The organism is Actinomadura alba, assembly GCF_014323705.1.
In the GTDB taxonomy this organism is placed as follows: Bacteria; Actinomycetota; Actinomycetes; order Streptosporangiales; family Streptosporangiaceae; genus Actinomadura_C; species Actinomadura_C alba.
Genome location: NZ_JABVEC010000002.1, coordinates 443345 through 469831 on the forward strand (window position 1 = coordinate 443345; position 26487 = coordinate 469831).

A 26487-nucleotide genomic window follows, 5' to 3' on the forward strand; every position below is an offset into this window, starting at 1 on the left:
AAGGTGGCTTCGCCGACTCAGAGGCGGCCGGCGGCCTTCAGCGCCAGGTAGGCGTCGGCGAGGGCGGGGGCGATGTCGTCCGGGGCCGCGTCGACGACCTCGACGCCGTACTTGCGCAGCTCGGCGGTGAGCCGTTGCCGTTCGGCGCGGGCGCGTTCGGCCGCCGCGGCGTCGTAGACGGCGGCCAGATCGCCGCGCGACGTCGCCATCTCGCTCACCCGGGGGTCGGAGACGGCGGCGATCATGAGCAGGTGCCGCGACGTGAGCTGCGGCAGTAGCGGCAGCAGGCCCTCCTCGATCGCGGCCGTGTTGAGCTCGGTGAGCAGCACGATGAGGCAGCGCTGCCGCACCCTGGCCATCAGGGTCGACACCATGCCCGCCGCGTCGGACTCGATGAGCTCGGGTTCCAGCGGAGCCATCGCCTGCACCATCGCGGTGAGCAGGTCGGTGCGGGAGGTGCCCTCGACCCGTGCCCGCACGCGCCGGTCGTAGGCCAGCAGGTCGACGCGGTCGCCCGCGCGGGACGCGAGCGCGCCGAGCAGCAGCGCCGCGTCCATCGAGCAGTCCAGCCGCGGAATGTCGCCGACCCGCCCGGCGGCGGTACGGCCGGTGTCGAGCACCAGGTAGATCCGCCGATCCCGCTCCGGGCGCCAGGTGCGTACGACCACGTCGGCGCGGCGGGCGGTCGCCCGCCAGTCGATCGATCGCACGTCGTCGCCGTCCACGTACTCGCGCAGCGAGTCGAATTCCGTGCCCTGCCCCCGGATGAGCGCGACATGCTGCCCGGTCAGCTCGCGCAGCCGGGCCAGCTTGGCCGGCAGGTGCCGGCGGGACGGAAACGCCGGAAGCACCCGGACGGTCCACGGCGCGGGCCGGGAGAGCTGCCGGGCGGCGAGGCCGAGCGGGCCCATGGACCGCACCGTCACCGTCGCGGCCACGCGGTCGCCGCGCCGCGTGGGCGTCAGCGTCATGTCGAGGCGGCGGCGTTCGCCCGCCGGAATCGCCAGGTCGACCGACCGCGGCGCCGCGGCGGCGCTCGGCGGCCAGGCGTCCCGCACGCTCGCCCGCACCCGCCGCCGGCCGAGGTTCTCCAGCGTGAGCGACACCTTGGCCGTCTCACCGAGCCGTACGTTGGTGTCGCCGGCGCGGTGCAGGCGCAGGCTGCGCACGTTGCCCGCCAGCGCCAGGTCGATGATGACCAGGGCGAGCAGGACTCCCTCGACGGCGAGCAGCGCCCACCAGCTCGGCACGAAGATCAACACGATCGCGGTGAGCGCCGCCAGCAGCCCCAGCCGCCCCGTCAGCGCCATGCCGGCCTCCCGCCGCACACGGCCATGACCACCCTGAGGTCACCCGATGGGCGGTGGGCGCGATTCCGCATGATCACGGCGTCAGCGCGGGGCGGGGACGGTGGAGAGCACGCCGGCGAGCACGCCGTCGGCCGTCGCGCCCTCGAGCTCGGCCTCCGGGCGCAACTGCACCCGATGGCGCAGCGTCGGCCGGGCGAGGGCCTTGGCGTCGTCCGGGGTCACGTAGTCGCGCCCGGACAGCCACGCCCAGGCCCGCGCCGTGGCCAGCAACGCCGTGGCGCCACGCGGCGACACGCCCAGCTGCAGGGAGGGCGACTGGCGCGTGGCGCGGCACAGGTCGACGACGTAACCGGCGACCTTCGGGTCGACGTGGATGCCGCGTACGGCCTCGCGGCCCGCCGCCAGCTCGGCCTCGCCCGCCACGGCCTTCACCGCGGAGAGGTCACGCGGGTCGAATCCGGAGGCGTGCCGCTGGAGCATGCTGATCTCCTCGTCGCGGCTCGGCACCGGCACGGTGAGCTTCAGCAGGAACCGGTCCAGCTGGGCCTCCGGCAGCGGGTAGGTGCCCTCGTACTCGATCGGGTTCTGGGTGGCGCACACCATGAAGGGGTCCGGCAGTCGCCGGGGCATCCCCTCCACCGACACCTGCCGCTCCTCCATCGACTCCAGCAGTGACGCCTGGGTCTTCGGCGGGGTGCGGTTGATCTCGTCGGCGAGCAGCAGGTTCGTGAAGACCGGGCCCTCGCGGAACTCGAACTCCGCGGTGCGGTTGTCGTAGACGAGAGAGCCCGTCACGTCGCCCGGCATCAGGTCGGGGGTGAACTGCACTCGTTTGAAGTCGAGTGACAGGGTCTGCGCCAAGGTGCGGACCAGCAGCGTCTTCGCGACGCCCGGCACGCCTTCGAGCAGGACGTGGCCACGGCACAGCAACGCGATCACGAGACCTGTGACCACGGCGTCCTGGCCGACGACCGCCTTGGCCACCTCCCCGCGAAGCGCGGTGAGCGCCTTGCGGGCCGCGGCGCCTTCGCCGGTGTCCACCGCCGGCGAGCCGGCGGGCGCGGAGCCCGCGGCCTCCGGATCATCGGCCGCCTTGCCGAAGCTCACGTGCGCCGGCGGGTATTCGGTACTCAAGACTGGCGAACCTGCCTTTCCAGGTCGTCGAGGAAGTCGGTCAGCCTGACCAACTCGGCGTCGTCCGCTGGTGCAGGACCGTACAGGGCGAGGCCTATCGCCGTCGCGTCCCACGGTGCCCGGGCCGCCAGCGCGGCCACCACCTCCTGGGCGAAGGCGGGATCCTGGGCGCTGCTGCGCGGCAGGCCCAGCAGCGGCACGAGTCGTTCGCGCGCTCCCGCCCGCAGCGCGTCGGCGGCCCGGTCCCTGGCGTGCTGGGCCCGATAGAGCCGGGCGCGGCCCTCGACCGTCTCGGCCGAACGTACGACGACCGGCAACGGCTCGACGACGACCGGCCCCAGCCGGCGGGACCGCCACAGCGCGACCAGCGCCAAGGCGACGACCAACTGCAGGATCGCCAGCTTCACGCCGGCCGGGATCAGCTCGCCGAGGCTCTTCTCCTGGTCACCGCCCGCAGGGGGCAGGTCCGGGATGAGCCACACGACCGAGGACCGCTCACCCGCGAGGTTCATCCCGAGTGCCGCGTTGCCGTCCTCGGCCAGGTGCTCGTTGGTGAGCGGGAGACCGGAGCCGAGCACGGTCACCGTATGGCCCTCCACCGGCAGCCGCACCAACCGCGGCAGGGCCTCGGTGGGATAGCACCGCACGGCCGACGCGGGTGCCAGGTAGGTGTACGAGAGGTTGAAGTCGATCTCACCCGCCATGGTCGCGGCGGTGAGTTCGCAGCCGGGCGCGGCGTGCTGTCCGGGGATCCGCGCGGCGAGCCGCACCCCCGGGGCGAGCCGATCGAGCACGCGCTGGCGGGGCTCGACCAGCAGTACGTCCCCGCGGGCCCGGCTCAGGATCTCGAGGTCGTCCTCGGTGAGCCGTTCGGACCGCACGACAACCAGGGTCGCGTCGGTGTTGCCCGCCATCCTGGAGACCGCGGCGGAGGCGTTACGGGTGACCTCTACCCCGACCCCGCGGTCCCCGAGGATCTGGGCGAGCGCGCGTGTTCCGCTCTGGCCGGGTGACTCCGGGTCGAGGTACTGCGGCTGCACGGTCGGCCGCAGCGCCGCGAGGATCACCACCAGGATCAGGAGCGCCAGCACGGTGAGCACCACGTAGCGTGCACTGCGCCAGCGGCGCCTCACGACCTGGGCCGCGGTGGTGCCCTCGCTCGGCTCGGTGGGCCCGCTCGGCTCGGTGGTCTGTGGTGGCTGGACAGAGGTCACTGGGGGCTCCGGAGATTCGCGTCGGCGAGTTCGCCGGGCTCCAGGGGGCGCGGTGTGGCGGCCTGCGTCAACTCGTCGAGCACGGTCAACTGTTCGTAGCCTTCGCGGGTTCCGGGCCGGTCGCCATACCAGACGTCGTCGAAGACGCCCACCCCGGAGTGCAGGGCCTCGGCGATGTCGGGAAGCGCTTGCGCGGCCTCCGCCGCGAGCTCGTCGGCGGTGCGGCCGGGCCGGGGCTCGAGGATGACCCGCTCCTCGAGGTCACGGGCGACCGCCCGGAGCCGCTCGCGGATGGCCTCGGCCCACCGGCCGTCGGCCGCGTGGCGAACGGCCTCGGCCCGGTGGTCGCGGGCGGCCGAGCCGTCCGCCGCCAGCAGGGCACTGCGGTCCGACCTGGTGTTCCGGCGCCCGCGCATCGCCCAGAACACAAGGCCGACGGCGGCCACGATGACGAGGATGATCACGACGACGGCGAGCCACCCGCCGCCGCTGCCGCCACGGGTCGGGTCGAAGATCTTGTTGAACAGCTCCTTGATCCAGTCGCCGATGTTCTGGAACATCCGTTCGACCAGAGAGGGCTCGTCCTGGTGGTAGATCGGCTTTTCCAGCTCGCGGCGGGCCAGCTCACGCGCCTCGTCCCGCCCGATGGGCTCCCACACGCTCATGCCCGATCCCCTCCGGAGTGCGGCACGGGAGGCCGCGGCATGGTGGGCTGCGGAGGCGCGGGCGGCCGCCGGCGGGCGGCGCGACCCGGTGGGGGCACGAGCGGGCTGGTGCGCCACAACTCCAGGAAGTCCTCCGGCGGTGGCTCGTGGCCCGGACGGGTCTGCAGTTCCAGGTCGAGCCCCTCACGCCGCATGCGCTGGTCGATGTAGTAGAGCGCGATGACTCCGGCGTCGAACGGGGTCATCAGCGTCCAGGCGATGATCCGTCCCAGCGTGTCGACCGACAGGGACAGTACGAGGGCCGTCCCCTCGGGCTCCGGCCCGAAGGCGGTGAGCTGCACGATGGTGAAGGGCAGCCGCAGCGCGAGGAAGCCCATGAAGACCGTGATGAGCGCGGTGACCAGCAGGGTTCCGCAGGTCCGCCACCATCTGCGCTGTACGAGCTGGTGCGCCCGCCGCATCGAGTCGATCACGCCGCGCCGCTCCATCACCACGGCGGGTGTGGCCAGCACGAACAGGACGTACAACCACAGGGTCATCGCGATGGCGACCGGGAAGCCGATGATCCCCGCCAGCACGCCGGCCGCGGCCGGGCCGCCGGCGGCGGCCAGCAGCACGAACGGGACGATGGGCAGTCCCATCGCGAGCAGGGTGATCGCCATGATGGCGAGGGACGCCCCGACCAGCCGCGGCAACTGCGGCCGCGTGTAGCTCCACGCCTCGCGCAGCGAGGCGGGCATGCCGAACAGCGTGCGCCCCATGATCGGGCCGAGCAGCCCGGCCAGCAACAGCACGCCGAACGCGGACAGCAGCAGGCCCGCGGCGCCCAGGAGGACCTGGCTGCCCAGGCTCTCCGTCAGCGGTGAGGGGGTCAGCTCGTCGCCCGCGCCGCCGACGAAGAAGTACGTGGCGACCGTGATGAGCACCTGGATGACACAGGCGACCGCGAGTGAGACCCCGAGCACCGCGCGGGCGTTGCGGCGGATGTTGGTGATGGCGCCGTCGAGGACCTCTGAGGTACCGAGGGGCCGCAGCGGGATGTCGCCGGCCAGGAGTTCCGAGGAGTCGAAGGCCGCTCGCCGGGCCGGCGGGGCCGGGACGGGCGGCGCGGAGGGACCCTCTGGCGGCCCGGAACCAGGTGTGGTCCAGGCCTGTGGGTCGTCCGTCATGACTGCTCCCCGCGCGATGACTGCGTCAGGTCATCCTGTCACGGTGTGAGCCCGGGAATTCCTCATGCCCGTACCGCCTCATACCGCGGTCAGCCGATGCCCGCCTTCTGGCGAATCCATGAGACTCCCATGTGATCCTCGCGGTGTTGAGAAGGAACCGTATGATGTGAGTAAAGTAACATCGTGCTTACCGGCCGGGGACGGCCGACCCGGCTGCACCGGATGGTCTCGTCGGTTCGGGCCCGTGGCGCCCCGCTCGCGGGACGCCGCCCGGCGCGGTGAACTCGGGTGAACCGCAGGGCAACCGGAGGTGTCGTTCGGGCGTCATACTTGCAATCGGCGTTTGGTGTGGCCACGTCCCGGGATCGCGTCATGCGCGGCAGGGTCATGTGCAGGGCAAACGCGGGTAATCTGACTCGCCAGGGCGCTTGTGCCCATTACGACGTGTAACGATGAGGGCCATGAGAGGACGTGTACTGGTCGTCGATGACGACCTCGCGCTCGCTGAGATGCTCGGCATTGTGCTGAGGGGCGAGGGCTTCGAGCCGTCTTTCGTCCACGATGGCGACAAGGCACTGGAGGCCTTCCGGGAGGCTCGGCCCGACCTGGTCCTACTCGACCTCATGCTGCCGGGCGCCGACGGCATCGACGTGTGCCGTCAGATCCGTGCCGAGTCCGGCATCCCGATCGTGATGCTGACCGCCAAGAGCGACACGGTCGACGTCGTCCTCGGCCTCGAGTCCGGCGCCGACGACTACATCGTCAAGCCGTTCAAGCCCAAGGAACTCGTCGCACGGGTCCGTGCCCGGCTCCGGCGCACCGACGAGCCCGCACCCGAGACGCTCCAGATCGGCGACATCGCGATCGACGTCGCCGGGCACTCCGTGAAGCGTTCGGACCGGAACATCCCGTTGACTCCACTGGAGTTCGACCTGCTGGTCGCCCTCGCCCGCAAGCCGCGCCAGGTGTTCACCCGCGAGGTGCTGCTAGAGCAGGTCTGGGGATACCGCCACGCGGCCGACACCCGGCTCGTCAACGTCCACGTGCAGCGCCTGCGCGCCAAGATCGAGAAGGACCCGGAGCATCCGGAGATCGTTGTGACTGTACGCGGGGTCGGCTACAAGGCCGGACCCGCATGACCTGACGCCCGATACCCCCCGTGAAGGCCCCGTGAAGGCGTGGAAGAGGTTCGTCCGTCGTTGCCTCGTCCGGCTGCGCCGGGTCGTACGCGGCGGGTGGCGGCGATCGTACGCGCGGTGGCGGCGGTCCATTCAGATCCGGGTCGTCGCGACGACGCTGCTGATCTCGGCGATCGTCGTCGCCGTCCTCGGCGTCTTCCTCATGCAGCAGATCACCAAGGCGCTGCTCGACGCCAAGGGCAAGGCCGCCATGCTGCAGCTCGACGAGGGCCTCGGCGTGGTGCAGCAGGAGCTCGTGTCCGTGAGCCCGGACGCCACCGACGGACGCGAGAAGCTCGAGAACGTCGCCAACAACCTCAAGGCGCGCAGCGGGCCGTCCGGGCTCTACGAGGTGTACCTCCGGGACACCACCGACAGGTTCACGGACGGGTTCACGACCAACGAACTCCGCCAGCAGAGCGTTCCCGAGCGGCTGCGCCGTGAGGTGGCCGAGGGCCGGGCCGGCGCGCCCGAGCGCACCTACGGTGAGCTGGCCTATATCGGCCACGAGCCGGTGCCCGGTCTCATCGTGGGCAGCAGCGCCGGCGGGTTCGAGCTCTACTACCTCTTCCCGCTGACCCAGGAACAGCAGACGCTCACGTTCGTGCAGCGCACCCTGATCGGGGTGTGCGCCGCGCTCGTGCTGCTGCTCGCCGCCGTGGCCGCGGTCGTCACCCGGCAGGTGGTGATCCCCGTACGGCTGGCGGCGCAGGCGGCCGAACGCCTCGCGGCCGGGCGGCTGGAAGAGCGCATGAAGGTACGCGGTGAGGACGACCTCGCGTTGCTGGCGACCTCGTTCAACGGCATGGCGGCGAACCTCCAGGAGAAGATCGTCCAGCTGGAGGAGCTGTCGCAGGTACAGCGGCAGTTCGTCTCCGACGTCTCGCACGAGCTGCGCACCCCGCTGACCACGATCCGGATCGCCGCCGACCTGATGTACGAGCAGCGCGACCAGTTCGAGCCGGCGGTCGGCCGGTCCGCGGAGCTGCTGCAGAACCAGCTGGAACGGTTCGAGTCGCTGCTCACCGACCTGCTCGAGATCAGCCGGTACGACGCGGGCGCCGCGACGCTCGACGCCGAATCCGTCGACGTACGCGACCTGGTGCTGCGGGCGGTCGGCGACACCGAGGGGCTCGCCGAGCGCAAGGGCAGCAAGCTCGTGCTGCAGCTCCCCGGCGAGCCGTGTATGGCCGAGGTCGACTGGCGCCGGGTCGAGCGCATCCTGCGCAATCTGCTCGTCAACGCGGTCGAGCACGGCGAGGGCAAGGACATCGTGGTGATCGTCGCCGCCGATCGCGACGCCGTCGCCGTGGGCGTACGGGACCACGGCGTCGGGCTGAAACCGGGCGAGGCGCAGATGGTCTTCGACCGGTTCTGGCGAGCCGACCCGGCACGGGCCCGGACGACCGGTGGCACCGGACTCGGTCTGGCGATCTCTCGGGAGGACGCCCGGCTGCACGGCGGCTGGTTGCAGGCCTGGGGTGAGTCGGGCGCGGGCTCGCAGTTCCGGCTCTCACTGCCCAGGGTCGCCGGAGCGGAACTGCGCGGCTCCCCGCTTCCCCTGGTGCCCCCGGGGGCCGAGCTCGCCCCCACGCCGTTCGCACACCTGGAGATGGGCGAATGACCGGTACGTGGATGCGCATGTCCGCCCGGGTGTCGGCCCTCGTGTCCGTCGTCGGGCTTCTCGCCGCGTGTGCGAGCGTGCCCACCGGCGGCAGGGTGACCGGAGGGCGGCCGGCCGAGCGGACCGAGCCATTCGACGACCCCTATGTACGGATCGTGCCGGTGCCGCCCGGCCGCGACTGGCAGCCCTCCGACATCGTCAACGGCTTCCTGTCGGCCTCGGCCAGCTTCGACGACGGCCACGGCGTCGCCCGCGAGTACCTCCTGCGGGAGGTCCGGTGGTGGCCGGAGCCGTGGCCCAGCGTCACCGTCTACGAGAACGGCAGCCTGGAGGTCATCCTGTCGCGCACCGAGGACGGCCAGGCGACGGTGCAGGTCACCGGCAACCAGCTCGGCATCATCCGGTTCGACGGGCAGTACGAGGCGGAGCCGAGATCGGTCAACGAGACCTTCCACCTCGCGAAGGGCCCGCAGAACCAGTGGCGCATCTCCCAGCTGCCGACCTCGCTCACCAGCGGCCTGTTGCTCAGTCAGCGCGACGTCGACCGCGCCTTCCGCACGATGAACCTGTACTTCTTCGCGCCCGACGGGCAGGTGCTCGTACCGAACGCGATCTTCCTTCCGCTCGGGAACCGGCAGGATCTGCCGAGCCAGATCGTCCGCGCCCTGCTGAAGGGCCCCACGGTGTGGCTGCGCAGCGCGGTGCGGAACTCCTTTCCGCCCGGCACGCGGCTGCTCGGCGACGGTGTGCGGGTCACCGACGGCGTCGCGACGGTGAACCTCAGCCGTGAGGCGGCCAGGGGAAACATCGCCGGTATGTCGGCGCAGCTGATGTGGACGCTGCGGCAGCTCGCCGAGGTGAAGTACCTGAAACTCGAGATCGACGGCAAGGCGCGGTCTCCGGGAGGCGTCGGCCCCACCCAGTCGCCCGAGGACTGGCGGGCCAACAATCCGGACGGCGCGACGGGCGGCTCACCCCAGCAGGCCTATCTACAGGGCCCGGGCGGCCGGCTGGACCAGCTGTTCGCCGACCGCCCCACTCCGGTCGCGACGCTCGAGAACGGCACGCTCTCCGACCCCTCGATCTCACTCGACCGTCGTGTCATCGCCGGGCTCGGCGAGGCGAGGGACCGTGTCGTGATGGGCGAGCTGGCGATCAGCGGCGGGCCGACGCGCCTGCGCACCGTGATCTCGGCGCGCCACCGGGGCGGGACCTTCACGTCACCGTCCTGGGACCGGCACGGCACGATGTGGACGGTCGAGTCGGCCGGTGGCAGATCGTGGCTCTGGATCAAGCTGAGCGGCAAGCCGCCCGTACGAGTGGCGGACACCGGGTGGGGGCTGAGCGGTTACAACGTACGGGAGCTGCGCATCGCTCAGGACGGCGTGCGAGCCGCCGCGATCGTCGTGGACGGTGAGAGGCGCGCCCAGATCCGGATCGGCCGCATCGAGCGGAACGGTTCCACGGTCACCGCGGGCGAGTTCCTGCCGATCAGTTCCGAGCTCGTCGACGTGGCCCATCTCGCCTGGCAGGACGCCGACGAGCTGGCCGTGCTCGGCCGGCTCCAGCGCACCACCGCCCAGATGCTGCCGTACCGGGTGCCGGTCAGCGGCGGAAAGATCGGCGGGATCGGCTTCGGTGCCCCGGGTGAGATCGGTTCCATCAGCGCGGCTCCCAACGCCCCGGTGCTGGTGAGCGCCAAGGTCCCCGGTAAGGACTCGGAGAACGACCGGGTGTGCCGGCTGACCGATCCACAGGACCGGCTCAGCGAATGGGACTGCTTCGTGGCCGGCCACGACCCCTTCTATCCCGGCTGAGGACCTGCCGGTCCCGGCTGATCGAGCACTGGCGAGGTCGTCCACGTAATCCACATTCCTCGCGACGGGTGCCGGAGGGGCGCGGAGGCGTGGCAGGTTCGTTCCGTGGCTGTGACTCGGTGCCTGGCGTTGGCCGGGGAGTTACTGGAGCTGGTGCTGCCCCAAGCCTGTGCGGGCTGCGAGAGGGCACGGGTGCCGCTGTGCCGGGCGTGCGCCGGGCGGCTGAGTGCGCCGGCGTGGCCGGCTCGTCCGTCGCCCGCGCCCGGCGGGCTTCCGCCACCATGGGCCGTCGCCGACTACGAGGGGGCCGTACGAGCCGTGATCCTCGCGTACAAGGAGTCCGGCCGGACCGGGCTGGCGCGTCCGCTCGGATCGGCCCTGGCGCGCAGCGCCTACGCCGCGGCCGGTGACGGTGCGGGGCCGTGGCCCGTGGGTTCGGGGGAGGCGGGCTTCCGGCTGGCGGGTGGAGAGGGCCGGGCGGCGAGCCGGCCGGTGTGGTTGGTACCCGTGCCCTCGGCGCGGGCGGCGACGCGGCGGCGCGGTCATGACCCGCTCCGCGGGATCACCATCGCGGCGGTGGCGGCGCTGCGCCGGTGCGGGGTGCCCGCGCGCCGCCTGAGCGTGCTGAGGCAGATCAGGCCGGTGGCCGATCAGTCCATGTTGTCGGCGGTCGAGCGCGCCGAGAACCTCTCCGGCGCGCTGGCGGTCGCGCGGCCCGGAGCGGTGGAGGGCCTGCGGGTGATCGTGGTGGACGACGTCCTCACCACCGGGGCGACGCTGGCCGAGGCGGCGCGCGCGTTACGGGCGGCGGGCGCGGTGGTCTCGGCGGCCGCGGTCGTCGCCGCGACCCGCCGGAGGGCAGGAGACCTTGCTCCATGGTGAGTTTTTTCACTGAGCGGGGATTATCGTCACGCACCGTCACGCTTCGTGATGATGATCGTCATGACCTTGGGGACACGCGCCGAACGATCATGGAAAATGGTCACTTGGAGTCACCCCTCCCGGCTTGACAACCGAAACTTGCCACGCGGCCACACGATCGTGGCCAGTGGGGAGACGTACGCCGTATGCTCTGCGCCATAAGGGTTTTCACCGCATGTGAGCGGTCCCGCCGGCTCGCCAGGGGAAGGATGGGTAACGGTCCGTGAGTATTTCCTCCGGTCACCCCCCTGACATTCGAGACGCGAGCGGTTAGCGTTCCTGACATGGCACCCGCCCGGGTCCGTGGTTGCGTCGGGCCTCACCAGGCCCGGCTAGCCGATGCCAGCCGCAGGCGAAACGGCCCACGTAAGGCGACTTCTCGTCGACCGATCACGGTGCGGCTTAGAAGTAAGTCCTGCCTTCTCGGGGGATCGGATATCTCCCGGCCGGAGAGAAGGACAGTAGTGGCGAGAGCGCCGCGAGACCCTCTGCAGGCGGATGTGGGGACGAAGACCAGGTCGGCCGGGCGGGTGCCCCCGCACATTCGGGAGCCCGTAGTTTCCGAGAGAAGGTGGGTATTGCGTGGACATCATCGTCAAGGGCCGTCGCACGGACGTCAACGACCGGTTCCGCCAACACGTCGGAACCAAGTTGGCCAAGATCGAGAAACTGGATCACAAAGTCATCCGGGTGGATGTGGAGGTCTCTCGCGAACCCAACCCTCGGCAGGCCGACCGGCGTGAGCGCGTCGAGCTGACGATCCAGTCGCGCGGACCCGTCATCCGGGCCGAGGCCGCCGCCGAGGACCGGTACGGAGCGCTCGACCTCGCGCTCGACAAGCTCGAGTCACGGATGCGCCGCACGAGCGATCGGCGCAAGGTGCACCACGGCCAGCGGGCGACCGCGAAGCTGGCCACGATGGAGCCGCTCGCGGACACCGGGCCCGAGATCGCCGAACCGGTTCCGGAGGCGCGGCGTGAGCCCGGGGGCACCGCGTTGGCCGATGAGGTCGACAGCGACTACGAGACGCCGCCCGATCTCGACGGCCACCTCGTCCCGATCCCGATGGAGGGTGACGGGCCGGTCGTGCTGCGGGAGAAGTTCCACAAGGCCGAGCCGATGACCATCGAGCAGGCCCTGCTCGAGATGGAGCTCGTCGGCCACGACTTCTTCCTGTTCCGTGACAAGGAGACCAGCTATTCGAGCGTGGTCTATCGCAGGCGTGGATGGGACTACGGAGTCATCCGCCTTGTCGAAGAGTGATACGGCGCATGCGTCATGTCACCACCACGGCCATGCCATGATCTAGAAAGTCCGGCATGGGCCACTCGGCAAGGGAGGACGAGTGAGCGAGAACCCCGAGACTCGCGGCGCGGTGGCCAACGATCCGATTCGCGTGCTGATCGTGGATGATCACGCCTTGTTCCGCCGCGGTCTCGAGATGGTGCTCGCGGGGGAAGACGGCATCGAGGTGATCGGTGAGGGCAGTGACGGGCTCGAGGCCATCGAGATGGCCGGTGACCTGCTACCGGACATCGTCCTCATGGACATCCGGATGCCCCGCCGCAGCGGCATAGAGGCCTGCACCGCGATCAAGGACGCGGTCCCCAGCGCCAAGATAGTCATGCTGACGATCAGCGACGAAGAGGAGGACCTCTTCGAGGCGATCAAGGCCGGCGCCACGGGATACCTGCTCAAGGAGATCTCGATCGACGAGGTCCCGCAGGCGGTGCGCGCCGTGCACGGCGGGCAGTCGTTGATCAGCCCGTCCATGGCGTCGAAGCTCATCACCGAATTCGCGTCGCTCGCCAAGCGGAGCGAAGAGCGTCAGCAGCAGGTCCCCGCGCCGAAGCTCACCGAGCGCGAGATGGAGGTGCTCCGCCTCGTCGCCCGTGGACTCGGCAATCGTGAGATCGCCAAGGAGCTGTTCATCTCCGAGAACACGGTGAAGAACCACGTTCGCAACATCCTGGAGAAGCTACAACTGCACTCCCGGATGGAGGCCGTGGTCTACGCGGTGCGGGAGAAGCTGCTCGAGATCACCTGACGGGCCGGCACGTCAGCCGGTGCCCTGAGTGCGGAGCAGCGCCCGGCGGGTCGGCTCCGCGAGCGCGGGCGGATCGACGATCTCGATCCGCACGTCGTCACAGCCGACCCAGCCGGCCGCCTCCCGCAGTGCCGTGCGCAGCGCCGCGAGTGCGACCTCGGCCCGGGCGGGCGTGCGCACGGCCCGCGGTTCGAACGACACCCGGCGGGCCACGAGCGTGCCGTTCTCCCGGGCCGGGTCGACCCGGCCGATCAGCTCGCCGCCGGCCAGCAGCGGCATCGTGAAGTAACCGTGCACGCGCTTGCCCTTCGGGACATAGGCCTCGAGCCGGTGGTCGAAGCCGAAGACCCGCGAGGTGCGCTTGCGGTCCCAGATCAGTGAGTCGAACGGGGAGAGGAGCGTCGTGCGGTGCCGGCCGCGAACCGGAGTGGCCAGCGCCTCGGGATCGGCCCACGCCGGCACGAGGGTCGCGCCCGGCCGCCACCCGCCCACGCGAACCGGAACGAGGCCGGTCGCGCCGCTCGCGAGAAGGCCGTCCAGCACCGTGGCCTGGCCGCGGCGCAGGCGGAGGAACTCGACCAGGTCGGCGCGCGTCGCGACGCCCAGCGCCCGGCCGGCGACGCCCGCGAGGTGCGCCACACAGGTGGCGTCATCGGGCGTCTGCCCGGTGAGCCCGGCCGGCAGCGCCCGTTCGGCCAGGTCGTAGACCCGCCGCCAGCCGGTCCGCTGAACGCATACGACCTCGCCGATGTCGAGCAGCCACTCGACCGCGATCTTGGTTTCTGACCAGTCCCACCACTCCCCGCCGCCCCGCGCGCCGCCCAGCTGGGTGGCGGTCAGCGGACCCTCGGCCGTCAACTGTGCGAGCACCTCGGAGGGGGCCTTCTCGGGGACCTTGTGCCAGCGGTACTCGCGCTCTCGGAAGGCCCGCCGCCGGAACTCGTAGTAGGGCCAGTCCTGCACCGGCAGCACGCAGGCCGCGTGGCACCAGTACTCGAAGGTGGTGGCGTGGCCTCCGCGCATTCCCCAGTAGGACCCCTCGATGCGGTCGCGGCCGACCGCGCCGAGCCGGGCGTACGGCACGAGCTCGTGCGAACGGGCGAGCACCGAGATCGTGTCGAGCTGCACGGCCCCGAGCCGCGCGAGCATGGCCGGCACGCCGCCCCGGCGGCCGTCGGCGCCCAGCAGTCCCTGAGCACGAAGTTGGATCCGCCGGGCATCGTCGGCCGAAAGCTCCACGGTGTTCTCCGCGGCGCTTTCGGATTTCACGGCGTTTTCAGAATTCACGGGGTTCTCAAGCGAGGGGGCTTCCACGCCGCAAATCGTAGACGGCGACACCGACATAACGCGTACGTCAGTGTCGATCTACTCGTTGTCCGTGCCGCGACACACCGAGCGCGAACGCGGATTCGTTCCCGGCGGGCCCGTCAACCGTGGGGGGATTCTTCGGGCTCGCGCCTCGTCGGCTTGTCGGTCGTCTCGCCGTACGGGCCGCCGCGCCGCTTCTCACCCGTACCGCCGGTGATCGAATAGTCCACGATCTCCGGAACCACCCGTGTCTCGTCCAGCACCACGTCGGAGAAGATGCCGACAGCGAGCGCGATCAGTCCGCCGATCGCCACCACCGCCGCACCGGCCCAGAACACCGGCCACGACGGGCCCAGTGTCAGCCCGGCGCCGCCGATCGTGAATCCCGCGATCATGATGCCGACCGCGAGCCATGAACTCGGACGTCCGCCATGAGAACCTCGGGCCATCACTGCTCCTTGAACGTTAGGGGGGCCCGCCAGGACCAGTGATGCGGGCTCCTTGGAAGACCTTCCCTGGAGCTTGAACCGAAACACAAGCGAAACAGATCAGCATGGATTGCGTCGGAGGGTGGCCTCCAGCATCCTGGGATTCGCCTACGATGGCAGCGTACGGGTGGTGTGTGCGCGGCCGGTCCGCGGTGACCCACGATCTGCGAGGAGCCTCCGAGAGTGCCACAAGTCATCGACAAGATCCTTCGCGCGGGCGAGGGCAAGATCCTGCGCAAGCTCAAGCGGATCGCCGCCCAGGTGAACTCGATCGAAGAAGACTTTCTCGAGATGAGCGACGCCGAACTGCGCGAGCTCACCGACAAGTACAAGGAGCGTCTCGCCGATGGCGAGACCCTTGATGACCTGCTCCCCGAGGCGTTCGCGACCGCGCGTGAGGCGGCCCGCCGCACCCTCGGTCAGCGGCACTTCGATGTGCAGATCATGGGTGGCGCAGCGCTCCACATGGGCAACATCGCGGAGATGAAGACGGGTGAGGGCAAGACCCTCACCTGTGTGCTCCCGGCGTACCTGAACGCGTTGTCCGGCGAGGGCGTGCACGTCGTCACGGTCAACGACTACCTCGCCAAGCGCGATGCCGAGTGGATGGGCCGTGTGCACCAGTTCCTCGGTCTCGAGGTGGGCGTGATCCTGGGGCAGATGACGCCCGACGAGCGCCGCAAGGCCTACAACGCCGACATCACGTACGGCACCAACAACGAGTTCGGGTTCGACTATCTGCGCGACAACATGGCGTGGAGCCTCGACGAGTGCGTGCAGCGCGGCCACAACTTCGCGGTCGTCGACGAGGTCGACTCGATCCTCATCGACGAGGCCCGTACCCCGCTGATCATCTCCGGCCCGGCCGAGCAGAACACCCGCTGGTACGGCGAGTTCTCCAAGATCGTGCCCCGGCTGCGCCGCGGTGAGGCGGCCAAGGACGGCGTCGAGGCCACCGGCGACTACGAGGTCGACGAGAAGAAGCGCACCGTCGGCATCCTCGAGTCCGGGGTCGAGAAGGTCGAGGACTGGCTCGGCATCGACAACCTCTACGACTCGGTCAACACGCCGCTCGTGAGCTTCCTCAACAACGCGCTCAAGGCCAAGGAGCTCTACAAGAAGGACAAGGACTACGTCGTCATGAACGGCGAGGTCCTGATCGTCGACGAGTTCACCGGGCGCATCCTGCACGGCCGTCGCTACAACGAGGGCATGCACCAGTCGATCGAGGCCAAAGAGGGCGTCCAGATCAAGGACGAGAACCAGACCCTCGCCACGATCACTCTGCAGAACTACTTCCGGCTGTACGGCAGGCTCAGCGGCATGACCGGTACGGCCCAGACCGAGGCCGCCGAGTTCAACAAGATCTACAAGCTCGGGGTCATCCCGATCCCGACGAACAAGCCGATGGTCCGCGAGGACGTCGCCGACGTCGTCTACAAGACCGAGCAGGCCAAGTTCGAGGCCGTCGTCGACGACATCGCCGAGCGCTATGACAAGGGCCAGCCGGTGCTGGTGGGCACCACCTCCGTCGAGAAGTCGGAGAAGCTGTCCAAGATGCTGAAGCGGCGGGGCATCAAGCACGAAGTCCTCAACGCCAAGCACCACGAGCGGGAGAGCACGATCGTCGCCGAGGCGGGCCGCAAGGGCGCCGTCACGGTCGCGACCAACATGGCCGGTCGAGGCACCGACATCATGCTCGGCGGCAACCCCGACTTCCGGGCCGACCTCGAGCTGCACCAGCGCGGGCTGTCGCCGCTCGAGACGCCCGAGGAGTACGAGGCCGCCTGGACCGAGGCGCTCGAGAAGGCCAAGGAGGCCGTCAAGGGCGAGCACGAGGAGGTCACCGAGGCCGGTGGGCTCTACGTGCTCGGCACCGAACGGCACGAGTCGCGGCGGATCGACAACCAGCTGCGCGGCCGGTCCGGCCGGCAGGGCGACCCCGGCGAGTCCCGGTTCTACCTCTCGCTCGAAGACGATCTCATGCGGCTGTTCAACTCCGCCCGGGTCGAAGCGATCATGACCCGGCTGAACATCCCGGACGACGTGCCGATCGAGTCCAAGATCGTGTCCAACGCGATCCGGTCCGCCCAGCATCAGGTCGAGCAGCAGAACTTCGAGATCCGCAAGAACGTCCTCAAGTACGACGAGGTCCTCAACCGGCAGCGCAAGGTCATCTACGCCGAGCGCCGCCGCGTCCTCGAGGGCGCCGACCTCGAAGAGCAGATCCGGTCGATGGTCGATGAGGTCGTCGAGGGCTACGTCGCCGGCGCCACTGCCGAGGGCTTCGCCGAGGAGTGGGACCTCGACCGGCTGTGGAAGGCCTTCAAGCAGCTCTACCCGATCTCGATCACCGTCGACGAGCTGGTCGAGGAGGTCGGCGGCGAGCTGTCCTCGCTCGACGCCGAGACGATCGCCGAGCGGGTGCAGAAGGACGCGCAGGAGGCCTACGACAAGCGCGAGGAGGAGCTCGGCACCGAGATCGTGCGGACGCTGGAGCGCCGGGTCGTGCTGACGGTCCTCGACCAGAAGTGGCGCGAGCACCTCTACGAGATGGACTACCTCCAGGAGGGCATCGCGCTGCGCGCCTACGCGCAGCGCGACCCGCTGGTGGAGTACCAGCGCGAGGGCTACGACATGTTCGCCGCCATGATGGACGCCATCAAGGAGGAGTCCGTCGGCCACCTCTACCGCATCGAGGTCGAGGTCGAGGATCAGCCGGCCCAGCCCACGGTGGGCGCGTCTCCGTCGCTGGTGAAGGACTCCGCCGACGGCGACGGCAAGGCCGCCGACGACGAGCCCGAGATCCGTGCGAAGGGCCTCGAGGAGCCGAAGCGGCCCACGAAGCTCCAGTACTCCGCGCCCGGCGAGGGCGGTGGCGTCGAAGAGCACACTGAGTCCGGCCCCGACAAGTTCGCTGACGTGTCGCGCAACGACCCGTGCCCCTGCGGCTCGGGCAAGAAGTACAAGCGCTGCCACGGCGACCCGCGCAACGCCTGAGACATCGGCACCCGGCCGTGATCACACGCTCGTTCGCGTGATCACGGCCGGGTGCTCTGTCTCGGCCGGGTGCTCTGTCTCGGCCGGGTGCTCTGTCTCGGCCGGGTGCCCTGTCCCGGTCGGCGCCGGCCGGGCCAGGGGAGGCGCCGGTTCCGTCAGGGCCGGCGCATCGTGGTCTCCAGCGCGCGGCAGCGCCAGCGGCCCCGGAATCGCTCCAGCCGAAGCGCGAGCGCCTGCACGTCACCGCCCAGCAGGGCCACGGCGCCCACCTCCGCGCGGTCGGGGGCGGGGGTCTGGATCCACGAAATGAGGATCCGGGGTGGCGGCACGCGACCGGTGACGGGGATCGGCGGACGCTGCAGGGAGAGTTCCTCCGTCACCCGGAGCGTCATCCACCTGGCCAGGTGATGGAACGGCCGCCGGCCGGCGAACGCCTCCAGGACCAGCCTGATGATGACCTCGGCTGCGGTCGTGAGGCCGTCGTCCGGCCCGGCGTTCCCCTCCCGTACGACCCGCGGCGCCGCGCGCCTTCTCGCCGGCGCGGTCGGCGGCCCGCCCGTACGCGGCCGCCGTGGCGGCCCCGTGGACGATGCCTTGGCCGGCGCGGATCCCGGGGACGGGCCCGGCGGCGGGCCGTCGACGGTGATCGCGCCGCGGCGCGTGGCGGGCGTACGGACGGCCGGATAGGCGAACAGCCGGACGGCGGATCGGTGCGACGTGCGCGTGCCCATGGGCTGCCTCCTGCGGTGGTTCGGATGCGGTCGTCCGGGTCCCGGCGCCCTCACGAGGCGGGGAACAGCACACCAACAGAGGCCTGGGGCGGGTCGTTTGATACGTCATGGCCGGATGCGGCCAGCCAGGGGGCCGGAGTCATGGGGCACCGGGGGAGACTCCGGGCGGTTCCGGGCGTCACCGAGCGGAGGGACGCCCCCGGCGCGGGTTCTCCAGCGCGGTGTAGAGGTGATAGCGGTCGGCCCGGTAGGTCGACATGGTGACCTCGGCGCACACGCCGTCGGCAAAGGAGTGACGCTCCAGCAACAGCACCGCGCTGCCGTGCGCGATGTCGAGGAGCTCCGCGTCGGCGGCGTCGGCGAGGCCGGCTTCGATGGTCTGCTCGCCCGCCTCGAACGCGATGCCGTAGCCGGTCTCGAGGACCCCGTAGAGGGAGCGGTCGGCCAGCGGCCGGTCGAGTAGATCGGGTGCGAGGGACGCCAGGATGTGCGCCCGCTCGATCGCCATCGGCTCGCCGTCGGCCGTACGGAGCCGCTCGATGACATGGATGCCGGTCCCGGCGCGGACGTCGAAGATCCGTGCCAGGTGCGCGCCGGCGGGTACGGTGCTCCGACGCAGATCGCGGGCCCCGGGCCGCAGCCCGCGTGCCAGCATGTCGGCGGTGAAGGAGACCAGCCGCAGCGGCATGTCGATCTTCGGCCGGGCCACGAACGTGCCCCGGCCAGGTACGCGGCGCAGCCGGCCCTCCGACACGAGCTGCTCGACGGCCTGGCGCACCGTCATCCGGGACAGGCCGTACTCCTGGCCGAGTTCGCGTTCGGACGGGATCGGCGCGTCCACCGGCAGTTCCGCGGCGTCGATGAGCGCCACGAGGATCTCGCGCAACTGCTGGTACTTCGGTACTGGGCTGGTGGGGTCGATCACGCCCATGGACCACCTCTGGTGACTGGGCGTCGGGGGAGGTATGGTTCGTACTGGTCTAGTCCGGACTAGACCACAGGGTAACCCCCATGTCAACGCGAACCGGCACGGCCGGTGACGCGACGTCATCACGACAGGATCCAGAGGCGAACGAATGACGCCGACCAGCTCATGAGCCCCACCACTGTCATCGCGGCGGATCGTCTGATCGTCGGCGCGAAGGAGTCCCGGCTGATCGGGCCGGGCCACGTGCGCATCGCCGGCGGAGTCGTCACCGAGGTGGCCGAAGGCCGCCCCGTCGATCCGGCCGACGTGACGCTGAGCGGTGGCATCCTGTCACCGGGACTGGTCGATCTGCAGGTCAACGGCTACTACGGCCACGATCTGGCCGACGCCGACGAGGCGGCCTGGCGCACGATCGTCGGCCGGCTGCCCGAGACCGGCGTCACCGCCTTCCTGCCCACGTTCATCACCGCTCCGGTCGAGACGCTCGCGGCCGCGCTGCGGCGTACGGCGCGCCTGGTTCCGGAACTGCCCCAGGGCGCCCGGGTGCTCGGCGTCCACCTCGAAGGGCCGTTCCTGTCCGAGCGGCGCCACGGCGCGCACAAGCGGGAATGGCTGACCGACCCGACGCCCGAGGCGCTCGCGGTGTTGCTGGAGACAGGTCTGGTCAGGCTCGTGACGCTGGCGCCGGAACGGCCCGGTGGTCTCGACGCCGTCCGTGCCCTCGCCGACGCGGGCGTGCTCGTCAGCGTCGGTCACAGCGACGCCACCGCCGACCAGGTCGCGCAGGCCGTGGCCGCCGGCGCCCGCAAGGTGACCCACCTGTTCAACGCGCAGACCGGCGTCGACCACCGCGCACCGGGCGTCGCCGCGCAGGCGCTCACCGATCCGGCGCTGAGTCCCGGGCTGATCGTCGACCTGCACCACGTGTCGCCGGTCGTGTGCCGGCTCGCCTTCGCGGCCGCCGGTGACCGGATCGTGCTGGTGACCGACGCGGCGGCGGCCGCCGGGATGCCGCCGGGCCGGTACGAGCTCGGCGGTGAGCCGATCGAGCTGCCCGAGAGCGGCCCGCCGCTGCGCGTCGACGGCACGCTCGCGGGGTCGGCGTTGCGGCTGGACGAGGCCGTCGGCAACGCCGCCGGTCTCGGTATCGACCTCATGACGGTCGTGGACGCCGCGACCCGGACCCCGGCCGACCTCATCGGCCGTCCCGACCTCGGCCGGATCGCCCCGGGGGCGGCGGCCGACCTGGTGTGGCTCGGGGACGATCTGCGGGCGCGGGCGACCTGGGTCGCGGGGCAGGCTGTCTTCCGAGAGCGCACGTGAACGCCCGTACCGGCCCCTGGGGGCCCGCCCCGACCGGCGGGCCGGCGAGAGGCCGCCAGAGCCGGGACCACCGAGTAGCAGAGCGCGCCGCCGGTCGGTGCGCGAGGGAGCACAGATGAACGAGAGCGCGAGAGCGAGCCAGGGTGTCACCCGCATGCGAGCCGAGATCGGGGAGCAGCCCGAGGCGCTGCGCCGCACGCTCGACGCCCTGCTGCCGAGAATGTCCGACGTCGGGCTGGTCGCGCGCGGTACCCGTCAGGTGCTCTTCATCGCGCGCGGCTCCTCCGACAACGCGGCCGTCTACGGGCGCTACCTCATCGAGACCCATGCCGGCCGGCTGGCGACGCTCGCCGCGCCGTCGATCGCGACCACGTACCGGAAGAGGCTGGACCTCTCCGGGGTGCTGGCCGTCGCGATCAGCCAGTCCGGCAAGACGGAGGAGATCGTCGAGACGCTCGGCTGGGCGGCCGACTGCGGTGCCCGTACGATCGCCGTCACCAACGGCGCCGGTTCACCGCTCGCCGACACCGCCGAGGTCGCGCTGATCACCGAGGCCGGTGACGAACTCGCCGTGCCCGCGACCAAGACGTACACCACGCAACTGGCCGCGCTCGCCGTCATCGGGCTGGGGCTGGGCGCCGACGTCGACCTGACCCAGCTGCGGCAGGTGCCCGAAGAGGTGGCCCGGGTGATCGAGGCGACGGAGTCGTCCGAGGCGCTCCCGGCCATCACCGAGGAGCTCGCCCGGGTCCCGGGAGCGGTCGTCTCGGGGCGTGGCATGGTCTTCGGCACAGCGCTCGAACTGGCTCTCAAGCTCAAGGAGGCGTGCTACCTGCACGCGATGGGCCTCTCGTACGCCGATCTGCTGCACGGCCCCATCGCCGTCGTCGACGAGGACACCCCGGCGATCCTGGTCGCCGCCGATTCGGGGCCCAACCTGGCCGGCACGATCGCGCTGGCGGGCCGGGTGACGGGGGCCGGGGCCCGGGCGTACGGAGTGGGCGGAGCCGCACTGGCCGAGGTGTGCACGCACACGCTGCCCGGCCCGGACCTGCCGGAATGGATCGCCCCGCTCGGACTGATCGTTCCGGGGCAGCTCATGGTCGAGGCGCTGGCCCGCCGCCTCGGCGTCGACCCCGACGTGCCACGCGGCCTGAACAAGGTGACCCAGACCGGCTAGACCTTCCATGATCGCCGTGTTGCGGCGGGACTTACCGGCGATCGTGTCACGTTGGGACAGTGGGTGTGCCCTGCGCGCCGACCTGGCACAGGGCCTGCGACAGAGGAGGCAAGCATGGCTGAGCGCCGGGTGAAGGTCGCGTCACCGGTCGGGCTGCACGCGCGGCCGGCCGCGCTGTTCGTGCAGGCGGCCGCGAGAGTGCCGGCCGACGTCGGCATAGCGCGGCCGGACGGTGATCCCGTCAACGCGAAGAGCATCCTCGAGGTGCTGGGGCTCGACGTCCGCCAGAACGAGGAGATCCGCATCATCGTCGGCGAGCGCGAGGACGTCGACGCCGATGTCGTGCTGAACGAACTGGAAGAGCTGGTCGCGGAGTCCGAGGGTGCCTGACGGCATACCCGGCCCGAGCGGCTCCGCGGCGGGTGAGCCCGCGGCCGGGGCGGCGGGGGCCGGCGATGCCGGTCTGCGCGGCATCGGGGTCAGTCCCGGCGTCGGTTTCGGCCCGGTCCGGGCGATCGTCGGCGCCGTACCGGAGCCGCCCGTGAAGCGGCACGACGGCGACGCCGACCAGGCCAGGAAGACGGCTGTGAGCGCGCTGGACGCCGTGGCACGCGATCTGGAGGGGCGAGGGGCCATGGCCGCCTCTGCGGGCCGTGCCGAGGCCAGGGACGTTCTCGAGGCCCAGGCCATGATGGCCCGCGACCCCGGCCTCACCGAATTGCTGTCCGTGAAGATCGACGAGGGCCTGTCCGCGCCGCGCGCCGTCTTCGAGGCCTTCGCCTTCTACCGCGAGGTGCTGGGCGGGGCCGGGGAGTACGTCGCCGGACGGGTCGCCGACCTCGACGATGTCCGCGATCGCGCCGTCGCGCGGCTGCTCGGCATGCCGATGCCGGGTCTGCCGGTGTCCGACGAGCCGTTCGTGCTCGTCGCGCGGGATCTGGCTCCGGCGGACACCGCGCTGCTCGACCCCTCCCAGGTGGTGGCGTTCGTGACCGAGGAGGGCGGGCCGACCAGTCATACGGCGATCCTGGCCCGCGCCATGGGCGTCCCCGCCGTGGTGGCCTGTCCGGGCAGCGCCTCGCTGCCCGACGCCACGATGGTGCTGGTCGACGGCACGTCCGGTGACGTACGGCTGGACCCGGCCGAGGACGACCTCGCGCTCGCGCGTGCCGTCGCCGCGCGGAACCGGGCCGTCCTGCCGGCGTCCGGGCCGGGCGCGACCAGGGACGGGCACGCCGTGCCGCTGCTCGCCAACATCGGTGTCCTGGCGGACGTCGACGCCGCGGTGGCCGCCGGGGCCGAGGGCGTCGGCCTCTTCCGTACCGAGTTCCTCTTCCTGGATCGCTCGATCGAGCCGGGCGGCGACGAGCAGGAGGCCGTCTACCGGCGCGTTCTGCAGGCGTTTCCCGAGCGCCAGGTGGTCGTACGAGTCCTCGACGCGGGCGCGGACAAGCCCCTCGGCTTCCTGCCACCGCCCGGTGAGGAGCCGAACCCGGCGCTCGGCGAACGTGGCGTGCGAATGCTGCGCCGCCACCCCGCGCTGCTGGCCGGGCAGCTCGGCGCGCTCGCCCGGGCCGCCGCGGACACCACCGCGATCCTGCGGGTCATGGCCCCCATGGTGACCGACGTCGATGACGCGCGATTCTTCGCCGAGGCCTGCGGTGAGGCCGGAATCGAGTCGCCGGGCGTCATGATCGAAGTGCCGGCCGCCGCGTTGCGCGCCCGGGATCTCGCCGGCGAGGTGGAGTTCTTCAGCATCGGCACCAATGACCTCGCGCAGTACGCCTGCGCCGCGGACCGCCAGGTCGGGCGGCTGGCCCGGTTGCAGGACCCGTGGCAGCCCGCACTGCTGGATCTGGTCGCGCTGGCCGCCGACGCGGCACAAGAGGCCGGCAAGCACTGCGGGGTGTGCGGAGAGGCCGCCGGAGATCCCGTGCTCGCCTGCGTCCTGACCGGCCTCGGAGTCACCTCGCTGTCGATGAGCGCGCCTTCCCTGCCGCTGGTACGGGCGGCGCTGGCCCGGCACAGCCTCGAGGAGTGCCGTACGGCCGCCGCCGCCGCGCGCTCGGCCGCCTCGGCCACGGCCGCCCGTGCGGCCGCCCAGAGCGTGCTCACCAGCATGACGAAGCCGTGACGATCAAGGCTTGTGGTCGCTCTGAGTGCCATGATCCATGATCGACTCGCCGTTGGGCGTCAGGCGACGATGAGCCAGCGGGTGCCGACGCGGCGGATGACGTAGCTCGACGCGAGGACGTCGCTCGGATCGGCCGGTTCGGTACGCCATTGGAGGTCGGTGATGTGCACGGTGTAGTCGGCCGGCTCGGGACCCTCGTTGGCGATCGGCACGGTGACGCCCCGCAGCGCGTTGAGGTCTCCGGCGGGCAGCCGTCGCGCGGCCGGTGGCATCTGGACCCGGCAGCCGCGAGCGCCGAACGTGGCCCGGTCGTAGGCGGGGGAGAGGTGGGCGCAGCCGCGCGGGTCGCCGGCCGCGATGCTCCGCAGATAGCGGAAGAGCACCGTGCGCGCGGGAAGGGACCGCCGTTCAGCGGCGGGGTCCTGCGGCGGCAGCGTGATCGTGGGCTCCGGCGTCAGTGGCGGCATGGAGTTCTCGGCCTCACCACCGGACCCGCACGAAGTGAGCACCGGGACGAGGACCAGAGCCGCGATGGGCAGCCGGACACGCACGCGGAACCTCCTCACCTGCCGTGCGCGAATCCTCCCAGCCCGGATGGTGGGTCGTCTACGGGATCGTCAGTCCGTCGCCGAAGCCGTACGCGTTCGGTATGGCGACGGGCAGCTTGCCGGCCGGCCGTACCGACCCGGTCATCACCTTGGCGAGCGCGTTCACGGAGGCGGAACCGGCGGAGTACGTCGCGAGCGCCGCCCGTGCCTTCGCTGTGTGGCGGAGGTCGTACGGCAGGCCCAGCGCGGCGACGACCACCGGCTTGGCGCCGAGCGCCCGGACCCGGGCCGCGGTGGCGGCTCCGCTGTTCCGCGTGGTGAGCACGGCGACGTCGGCGGACCGCGCGGTGCCGGCGACGCGGACGCCCTGGCGGCGGAGGGCACCGGCCACCGCCGCGCCGTCCGTGCCGGTGACGTACACGCTCTTCCCGGTCAGCGGGAGCAGCCCGCCCTCGTTCTTCACCAGCGTGATCGAGTGCTCGGCCACCCGCTGGGCGATCGCACGGTGCTCCGCCGAGCCGATCACGACATCGGCCGAGGCGGGGGCGGCCTCGGTGCCCGCGAACAGGCCGCGCGCCTCCTTGAGCCGCAGCACGCGGGTGACGGCGTCGTCGAGCCGCCGCTCGGGGATGGACCCCGCCCGCACAGCGTCGAGCACGGCGTCGTAGGCCGTCGGCAGGCTCGGGGGCATGAGGAGCTGGTCGGCCCCTGCCTTGATCGCCCGGACCGGTGCGGCCCTGTCACCGTACTTCCGCCGCACGCCGGCCATCTGCAGCGAGTCGGTGACGATGACGCCCTGATAACCGAGATCACCGCGGAGCACGCCGGTGAGCACCTTCTTCGAGAGCGTCGCGGGATCACCGGAATCGTCGAGGCCGCGGACCACGATGTGCGCCGACATGATCGAGTCGACGTTGTGCTCGATCGCGGCACGGAAGGGCGGCGCGTCGAGCAGCTCCCATTCCCGCCTGGTGTGCGCGATCACCGGCAGCCCGGTGTGGCTGTCGGTGGAGGTGTCCCCGTGGCCGGGGAAGTGTTTGGCGGTGGCCGCCACCCCGCCGTCCCGGTAACCGTCGACGGCCGAGCCGACGAGCCGGGCCACCAGCGTGGGGTCGGAGCCGAACGAACGGGTGCCGATCACGGGATTGGCCGGGTCGACGTTGACGTCGGCGACCGGTGCGAAGTCCTGGTTGATGCCCACCGCGCGGAGTTCGGTGGCGGTCACCCGCGCGGCCGCACGGGTGTCGTCGGTGCTGCGCGTGGCCCCCAGCGCCATGTTCCCGGGGAACCGGGTGATGTACGGCAGCCGGGAGACGAGGCCCTGCTCCTCGTCCACGCTGATCAGCAGCGGTACCTTCGCGGCCTTCTGCAGGGCGTTGGAGAGCTTGGCGGTCTGCCGCGGCGTCCGGGTGTTGCCTGGGAAGTAGATGATCCCGCCGACGTGGTAGCGCTTGATCATGGAGATCGCCTGTGCCCGCGTCTGGAAGGTCGGCACGAACAGCTGCCCGACCTTCTCCCGCACGGACATCCGGGCGACCATTCCGGGCACCGCCGAAGACGGAGTCGCGCTAGGGGTGCGCACGGGCGGACGCTCCTCCGCGTTCCCTGACGTGCACGCGGTCAGCGGTCCGATCGCCGCCGCGGCGGCGACGACGGCGAGAACTGGGCGAGGCATGGTGCTTAGCATGATGAGCACCCGACGTTAACACCGGTGAGGGGATGCTCCGGCCGTCCGCCGTCCGCCGTCCGCGCCGGCCCGCTTCCGGCG

The 26487-nt window shown here is 71.2% G+C and carries 22 protein-coding genes; 11 read left to right on the top strand and 11 right to left on the bottom strand.

From position 1 onward, the window contains the following. Positions 1–17: 17 nt before the first annotated feature. The 5 genes from HKK74_RS05030 to HKK74_RS05050 all read right to left on the bottom strand — a co-directional run bounded on the left by HKK74_RS05030 (position 18) and on the right by HKK74_RS05050 (position 5492). The gene (locus tag HKK74_RS05030) at positions 18–1310 is read right to left on the bottom strand and encodes a DUF58 domain-containing protein (protein WP_187241837.1); all 1293 of its coding nucleotides are present in this window, start codon (positions 1308–1310) and stop codon (positions 18–20) included. 81 nt (positions 1311–1391) lie between these two features. Continuing rightward, positions 1392–2351 (bottom strand): AAA family ATPase, encoded by a 960-nt coding sequence (locus HKK74_RS05035; RefSeq protein ID WP_187241983.1) that lies wholly within the window; start codon positions 2349–2351, stop codon positions 1392–1394. Between the two features lie 89 nt (positions 2352–2440). Then, positions 2441–3658 (bottom strand): DUF4350 domain-containing protein, encoded by a 1218-nt coding sequence (locus tag HKK74_RS05040; RefSeq protein WP_187241838.1) that lies wholly within the window; start codon positions 3656–3658, stop codon positions 2441–2443. Continuing rightward, positions 3655–4323 (bottom strand): DUF4129 domain-containing protein, encoded by a 669-nt coding sequence (locus HKK74_RS05045; RefSeq protein ID WP_187241839.1) that lies wholly within the window; start codon positions 4321–4323, stop codon positions 3655–3657. The genes HKK74_RS05040 and HKK74_RS05045 overlap by 4 nt, the downstream gene beginning before the upstream one ends. Further along, positions 4320–5492 carry a DUF7847 domain-containing protein gene (locus tag HKK74_RS05050; protein WP_187241840.1) on the bottom strand — a complete coding sequence of 391 codons (1173 nt, stop codon included), beginning with the start codon at positions 5490–5492 and terminating at the stop codon, positions 4320–4322. The genes HKK74_RS05045 and HKK74_RS05050 overlap by 4 nt, the downstream gene beginning before the upstream one ends. Positions 5493–5953: 461 nt before the next feature. Between HKK74_RS05050 and mtrA the strand changes: the two genes are divergently transcribed. From mtrA to HKK74_RS05080, 6 genes are all read left to right on the top strand, one after another. Then, on the top strand, positions 5954–6631 hold the full coding sequence (gene mtrA / locus HKK74_RS05055; protein WP_187241841.1) for an MtrAB system response regulator MtrA: 678 nt from the start codon (positions 5954–5956) through the stop codon (positions 6629–6631). A gap of 31 nt (positions 6632–6662) precedes the next feature. Continuing rightward, positions 6663–8294 (top strand): MtrAB system histidine kinase MtrB, encoded by a 1632-nt coding sequence (gene mtrB, locus HKK74_RS05060; RefSeq protein WP_187241842.1) that lies wholly within the window; start codon positions 6663–6665, stop codon positions 8292–8294. Then, positions 8291–10111 (top strand): LpqB family beta-propeller domain-containing protein, encoded by a 1821-nt coding sequence (locus tag HKK74_RS05065; RefSeq protein WP_246491183.1) that lies wholly within the window; start codon positions 8291–8293, stop codon positions 10109–10111. The genes mtrB and HKK74_RS05065 overlap by 4 nt, the downstream gene beginning before the upstream one ends. 105 nt (positions 10112–10216) lie before the next feature. Next, the gene (locus HKK74_RS05070) at positions 10217–10993 is read left to right on the top strand and encodes a ComF family protein (RefSeq protein ID WP_312881256.1); all 777 of its coding nucleotides are present in this window, start codon (positions 10217–10219) and stop codon (positions 10991–10993) included. 621 nt (positions 10994–11614) lie between these two features. Beyond that, complete coding sequence (hpf, locus tag HKK74_RS05075; protein ID WP_187241843.1) at positions 11615–12295, top strand: ribosome hibernation-promoting factor, HPF/YfiA family; 681 nt, start codon at positions 11615–11617, stop codon at positions 12293–12295. Positions 12296–12377: 82 nt separating this feature from the next. Next, positions 12378–13079 (top strand): response regulator, encoded by a 702-nt coding sequence (locus tag HKK74_RS05080; RefSeq protein WP_187241844.1) that lies wholly within the window; start codon positions 12378–12380, stop codon positions 13077–13079. A 12-nt stretch (positions 13080–13091) separates the two neighbouring features. Here HKK74_RS05080 and HKK74_RS05085 read toward each other — a convergent pair whose 3' ends face one another. Together HKK74_RS05085 and HKK74_RS05090 are read right to left on the bottom strand one after the other, a co-directional pair. Further along, positions 13092–14348: a winged helix-turn-helix domain-containing protein gene (locus HKK74_RS05085; RefSeq protein ID WP_312881257.1), complete on the bottom strand. Its 1257-nt coding sequence runs from the start codon at positions 14346–14348 to the stop codon at positions 13092–13094. A gap of 158 nt (positions 14349–14506) precedes the next feature. Beyond that, positions 14507–14836: an HGxxPAAW family protein gene (locus HKK74_RS05090; protein ID WP_187241846.1), complete on the bottom strand. Its 330-nt coding sequence runs from the start codon at positions 14834–14836 to the stop codon at positions 14507–14509. A gap of 222 nt (positions 14837–15058) precedes the next feature. On the opposite strand from HKK74_RS05090, the gene secA reads away from it, so the two are divergent. Next, complete coding sequence (gene secA / locus HKK74_RS05095; RefSeq protein ID WP_187241847.1) at positions 15059–17875, top strand: preprotein translocase subunit SecA; 2817 nt, start codon at positions 15059–15061, stop codon at positions 17873–17875. A 155-nt stretch (positions 17876–18030) separates the two neighbouring features. On the opposite strand, the gene HKK74_RS05100 is transcribed toward secA, so the two are convergent. Both HKK74_RS05100 and HKK74_RS05105 read right to left on the bottom strand, forming a co-directional pair. Next, a complete protein-coding gene (locus HKK74_RS05100) occupies positions 18031–18606 on the bottom strand; it encodes an Rv3235 family protein (protein ID WP_187241848.1) in 576 nt (191 codons plus the stop codon). Between the two features lie 178 nt (positions 18607–18784). Then, positions 18785–19537, bottom strand: a complete 753-nt coding sequence (locus HKK74_RS05105; protein WP_187241849.1) for a GntR family transcriptional regulator — start codon at positions 19535–19537, stop codon at positions 18785–18787. Between the two features lie 162 nt (positions 19538–19699). On the opposite strand from HKK74_RS05105, the gene nagA reads away from it, so the two are divergent. From nagA to ptsP, 4 genes are all read left to right on the top strand, one after another. Next, complete coding sequence (gene nagA, locus HKK74_RS05110) at positions 19700–20857, top strand: N-acetylglucosamine-6-phosphate deacetylase (protein ID WP_187241850.1); 1158 nt, start codon at positions 19700–19702, stop codon at positions 20855–20857. Positions 20858–21011: 154 nt separating this feature from the next. Beyond that, a complete protein-coding gene (locus HKK74_RS05115; RefSeq protein ID WP_187241986.1) occupies positions 21012–22037 on the top strand; it encodes an SIS domain-containing protein in 1026 nt (341 codons plus the stop codon). A gap of 114 nt (positions 22038–22151) precedes the next feature. Continuing rightward, positions 22152–22427, top strand: a complete 276-nt coding sequence (locus HKK74_RS05120; RefSeq protein ID WP_187241851.1) for an HPr family phosphocarrier protein — start codon at positions 22152–22154, stop codon at positions 22425–22427. After that, a complete protein-coding gene (gene ptsP / locus HKK74_RS05125; RefSeq protein ID WP_376771508.1) occupies positions 22420–24171 on the top strand; it encodes a phosphoenolpyruvate--protein phosphotransferase in 1752 nt (583 codons plus the stop codon). Before HKK74_RS05120 ends, ptsP begins: the two co-directional genes overlap by 8 nt. 59 nt (positions 24172–24230) lie before the next feature. Here the strand turns inward: ptsP and HKK74_RS05130 are convergent, their stop codons facing one another. Both HKK74_RS05130 and HKK74_RS05135 read right to left on the bottom strand, forming a co-directional pair. Further along, a complete protein-coding gene (locus HKK74_RS05130; RefSeq protein ID WP_187241852.1) occupies positions 24231–24722 on the bottom strand; it encodes a hypothetical protein in 492 nt (163 codons plus the stop codon). Between the two features lie 55 nt (positions 24723–24777). After that, a complete protein-coding gene (locus HKK74_RS05135) occupies positions 24778–26394 on the bottom strand; it encodes a glycoside hydrolase family 3 protein (protein ID WP_187241853.1) in 1617 nt (538 codons plus the stop codon). Positions 26395–26487 lie beyond the last annotated feature (93 nt).

Coding starts and splice junctions, on each gene's coding strand:
- HKK74_RS05030 (WP_187241837.1), bottom strand. CDS start 1,310: ATGGCGCTGACGGGGCGGCTGGGGCTGCTGGCGGCGCTCACCGCGATC.
- HKK74_RS05045 (WP_187241839.1), bottom strand. CDS start 4,323: ATGAGCGTGTGGGAGCCCATCGGGCGGGACGAGGCGCGTGAGCTGGCC.
- HKK74_RS05050 (WP_187241840.1), bottom strand. CDS start 5,492: ATGACGGACGACCCACAGGCCTGGACCACACCTGGTTCCGGGCCGCCA.
- mtrA (WP_187241841.1), top strand. CDS start 5,954: ATGAGAGGACGTGTACTGGTCGTCGATGACGACCTCGCGCTCGCTGAG.
- HKK74_RS05065 (WP_246491183.1), top strand. CDS start 8,291: ATGACCGGTACGTGGATGCGCATGTCCGCCCGGGTGTCGGCCCTCGTG.
- HKK74_RS05090 (WP_187241846.1), bottom strand. CDS start 14,836: ATGGCCCGAGGTTCTCATGGCGGACGTCCGAGTTCATGGCTCGCGGTC.
- HKK74_RS05100 (WP_187241848.1), bottom strand. CDS start 18,606: ATGGGCACGCGCACGTCGCACCGATCCGCCGTCCGGCTGTTCGCCTAT.
- HKK74_RS05105 (WP_187241849.1), bottom strand. CDS start 19,537: ATGGGCGTGATCGACCCCACCAGCCCAGTACCGAAGTACCAGCAGTTG.
- nagA (WP_187241850.1), top strand. CDS start 19,700: ATGAGCCCCACCACTGTCATCGCGGCGGATCGTCTGATCGTCGGCGCG.
- HKK74_RS05115 (WP_187241986.1), top strand. CDS start 21,012: ATGCGAGCCGAGATCGGGGAGCAGCCCGAGGCGCTGCGCCGCACGCTC.
- HKK74_RS05120 (WP_187241851.1), top strand. CDS start 22,152: ATGGCTGAGCGCCGGGTGAAGGTCGCGTCACCGGTCGGGCTGCACGCG.
- HKK74_RS05135 (WP_187241853.1), bottom strand. CDS start 26,394: ATGCCTCGCCCAGTTCTCGCCGTCGTCGCCGCCGCGGCGGCGATCGGA.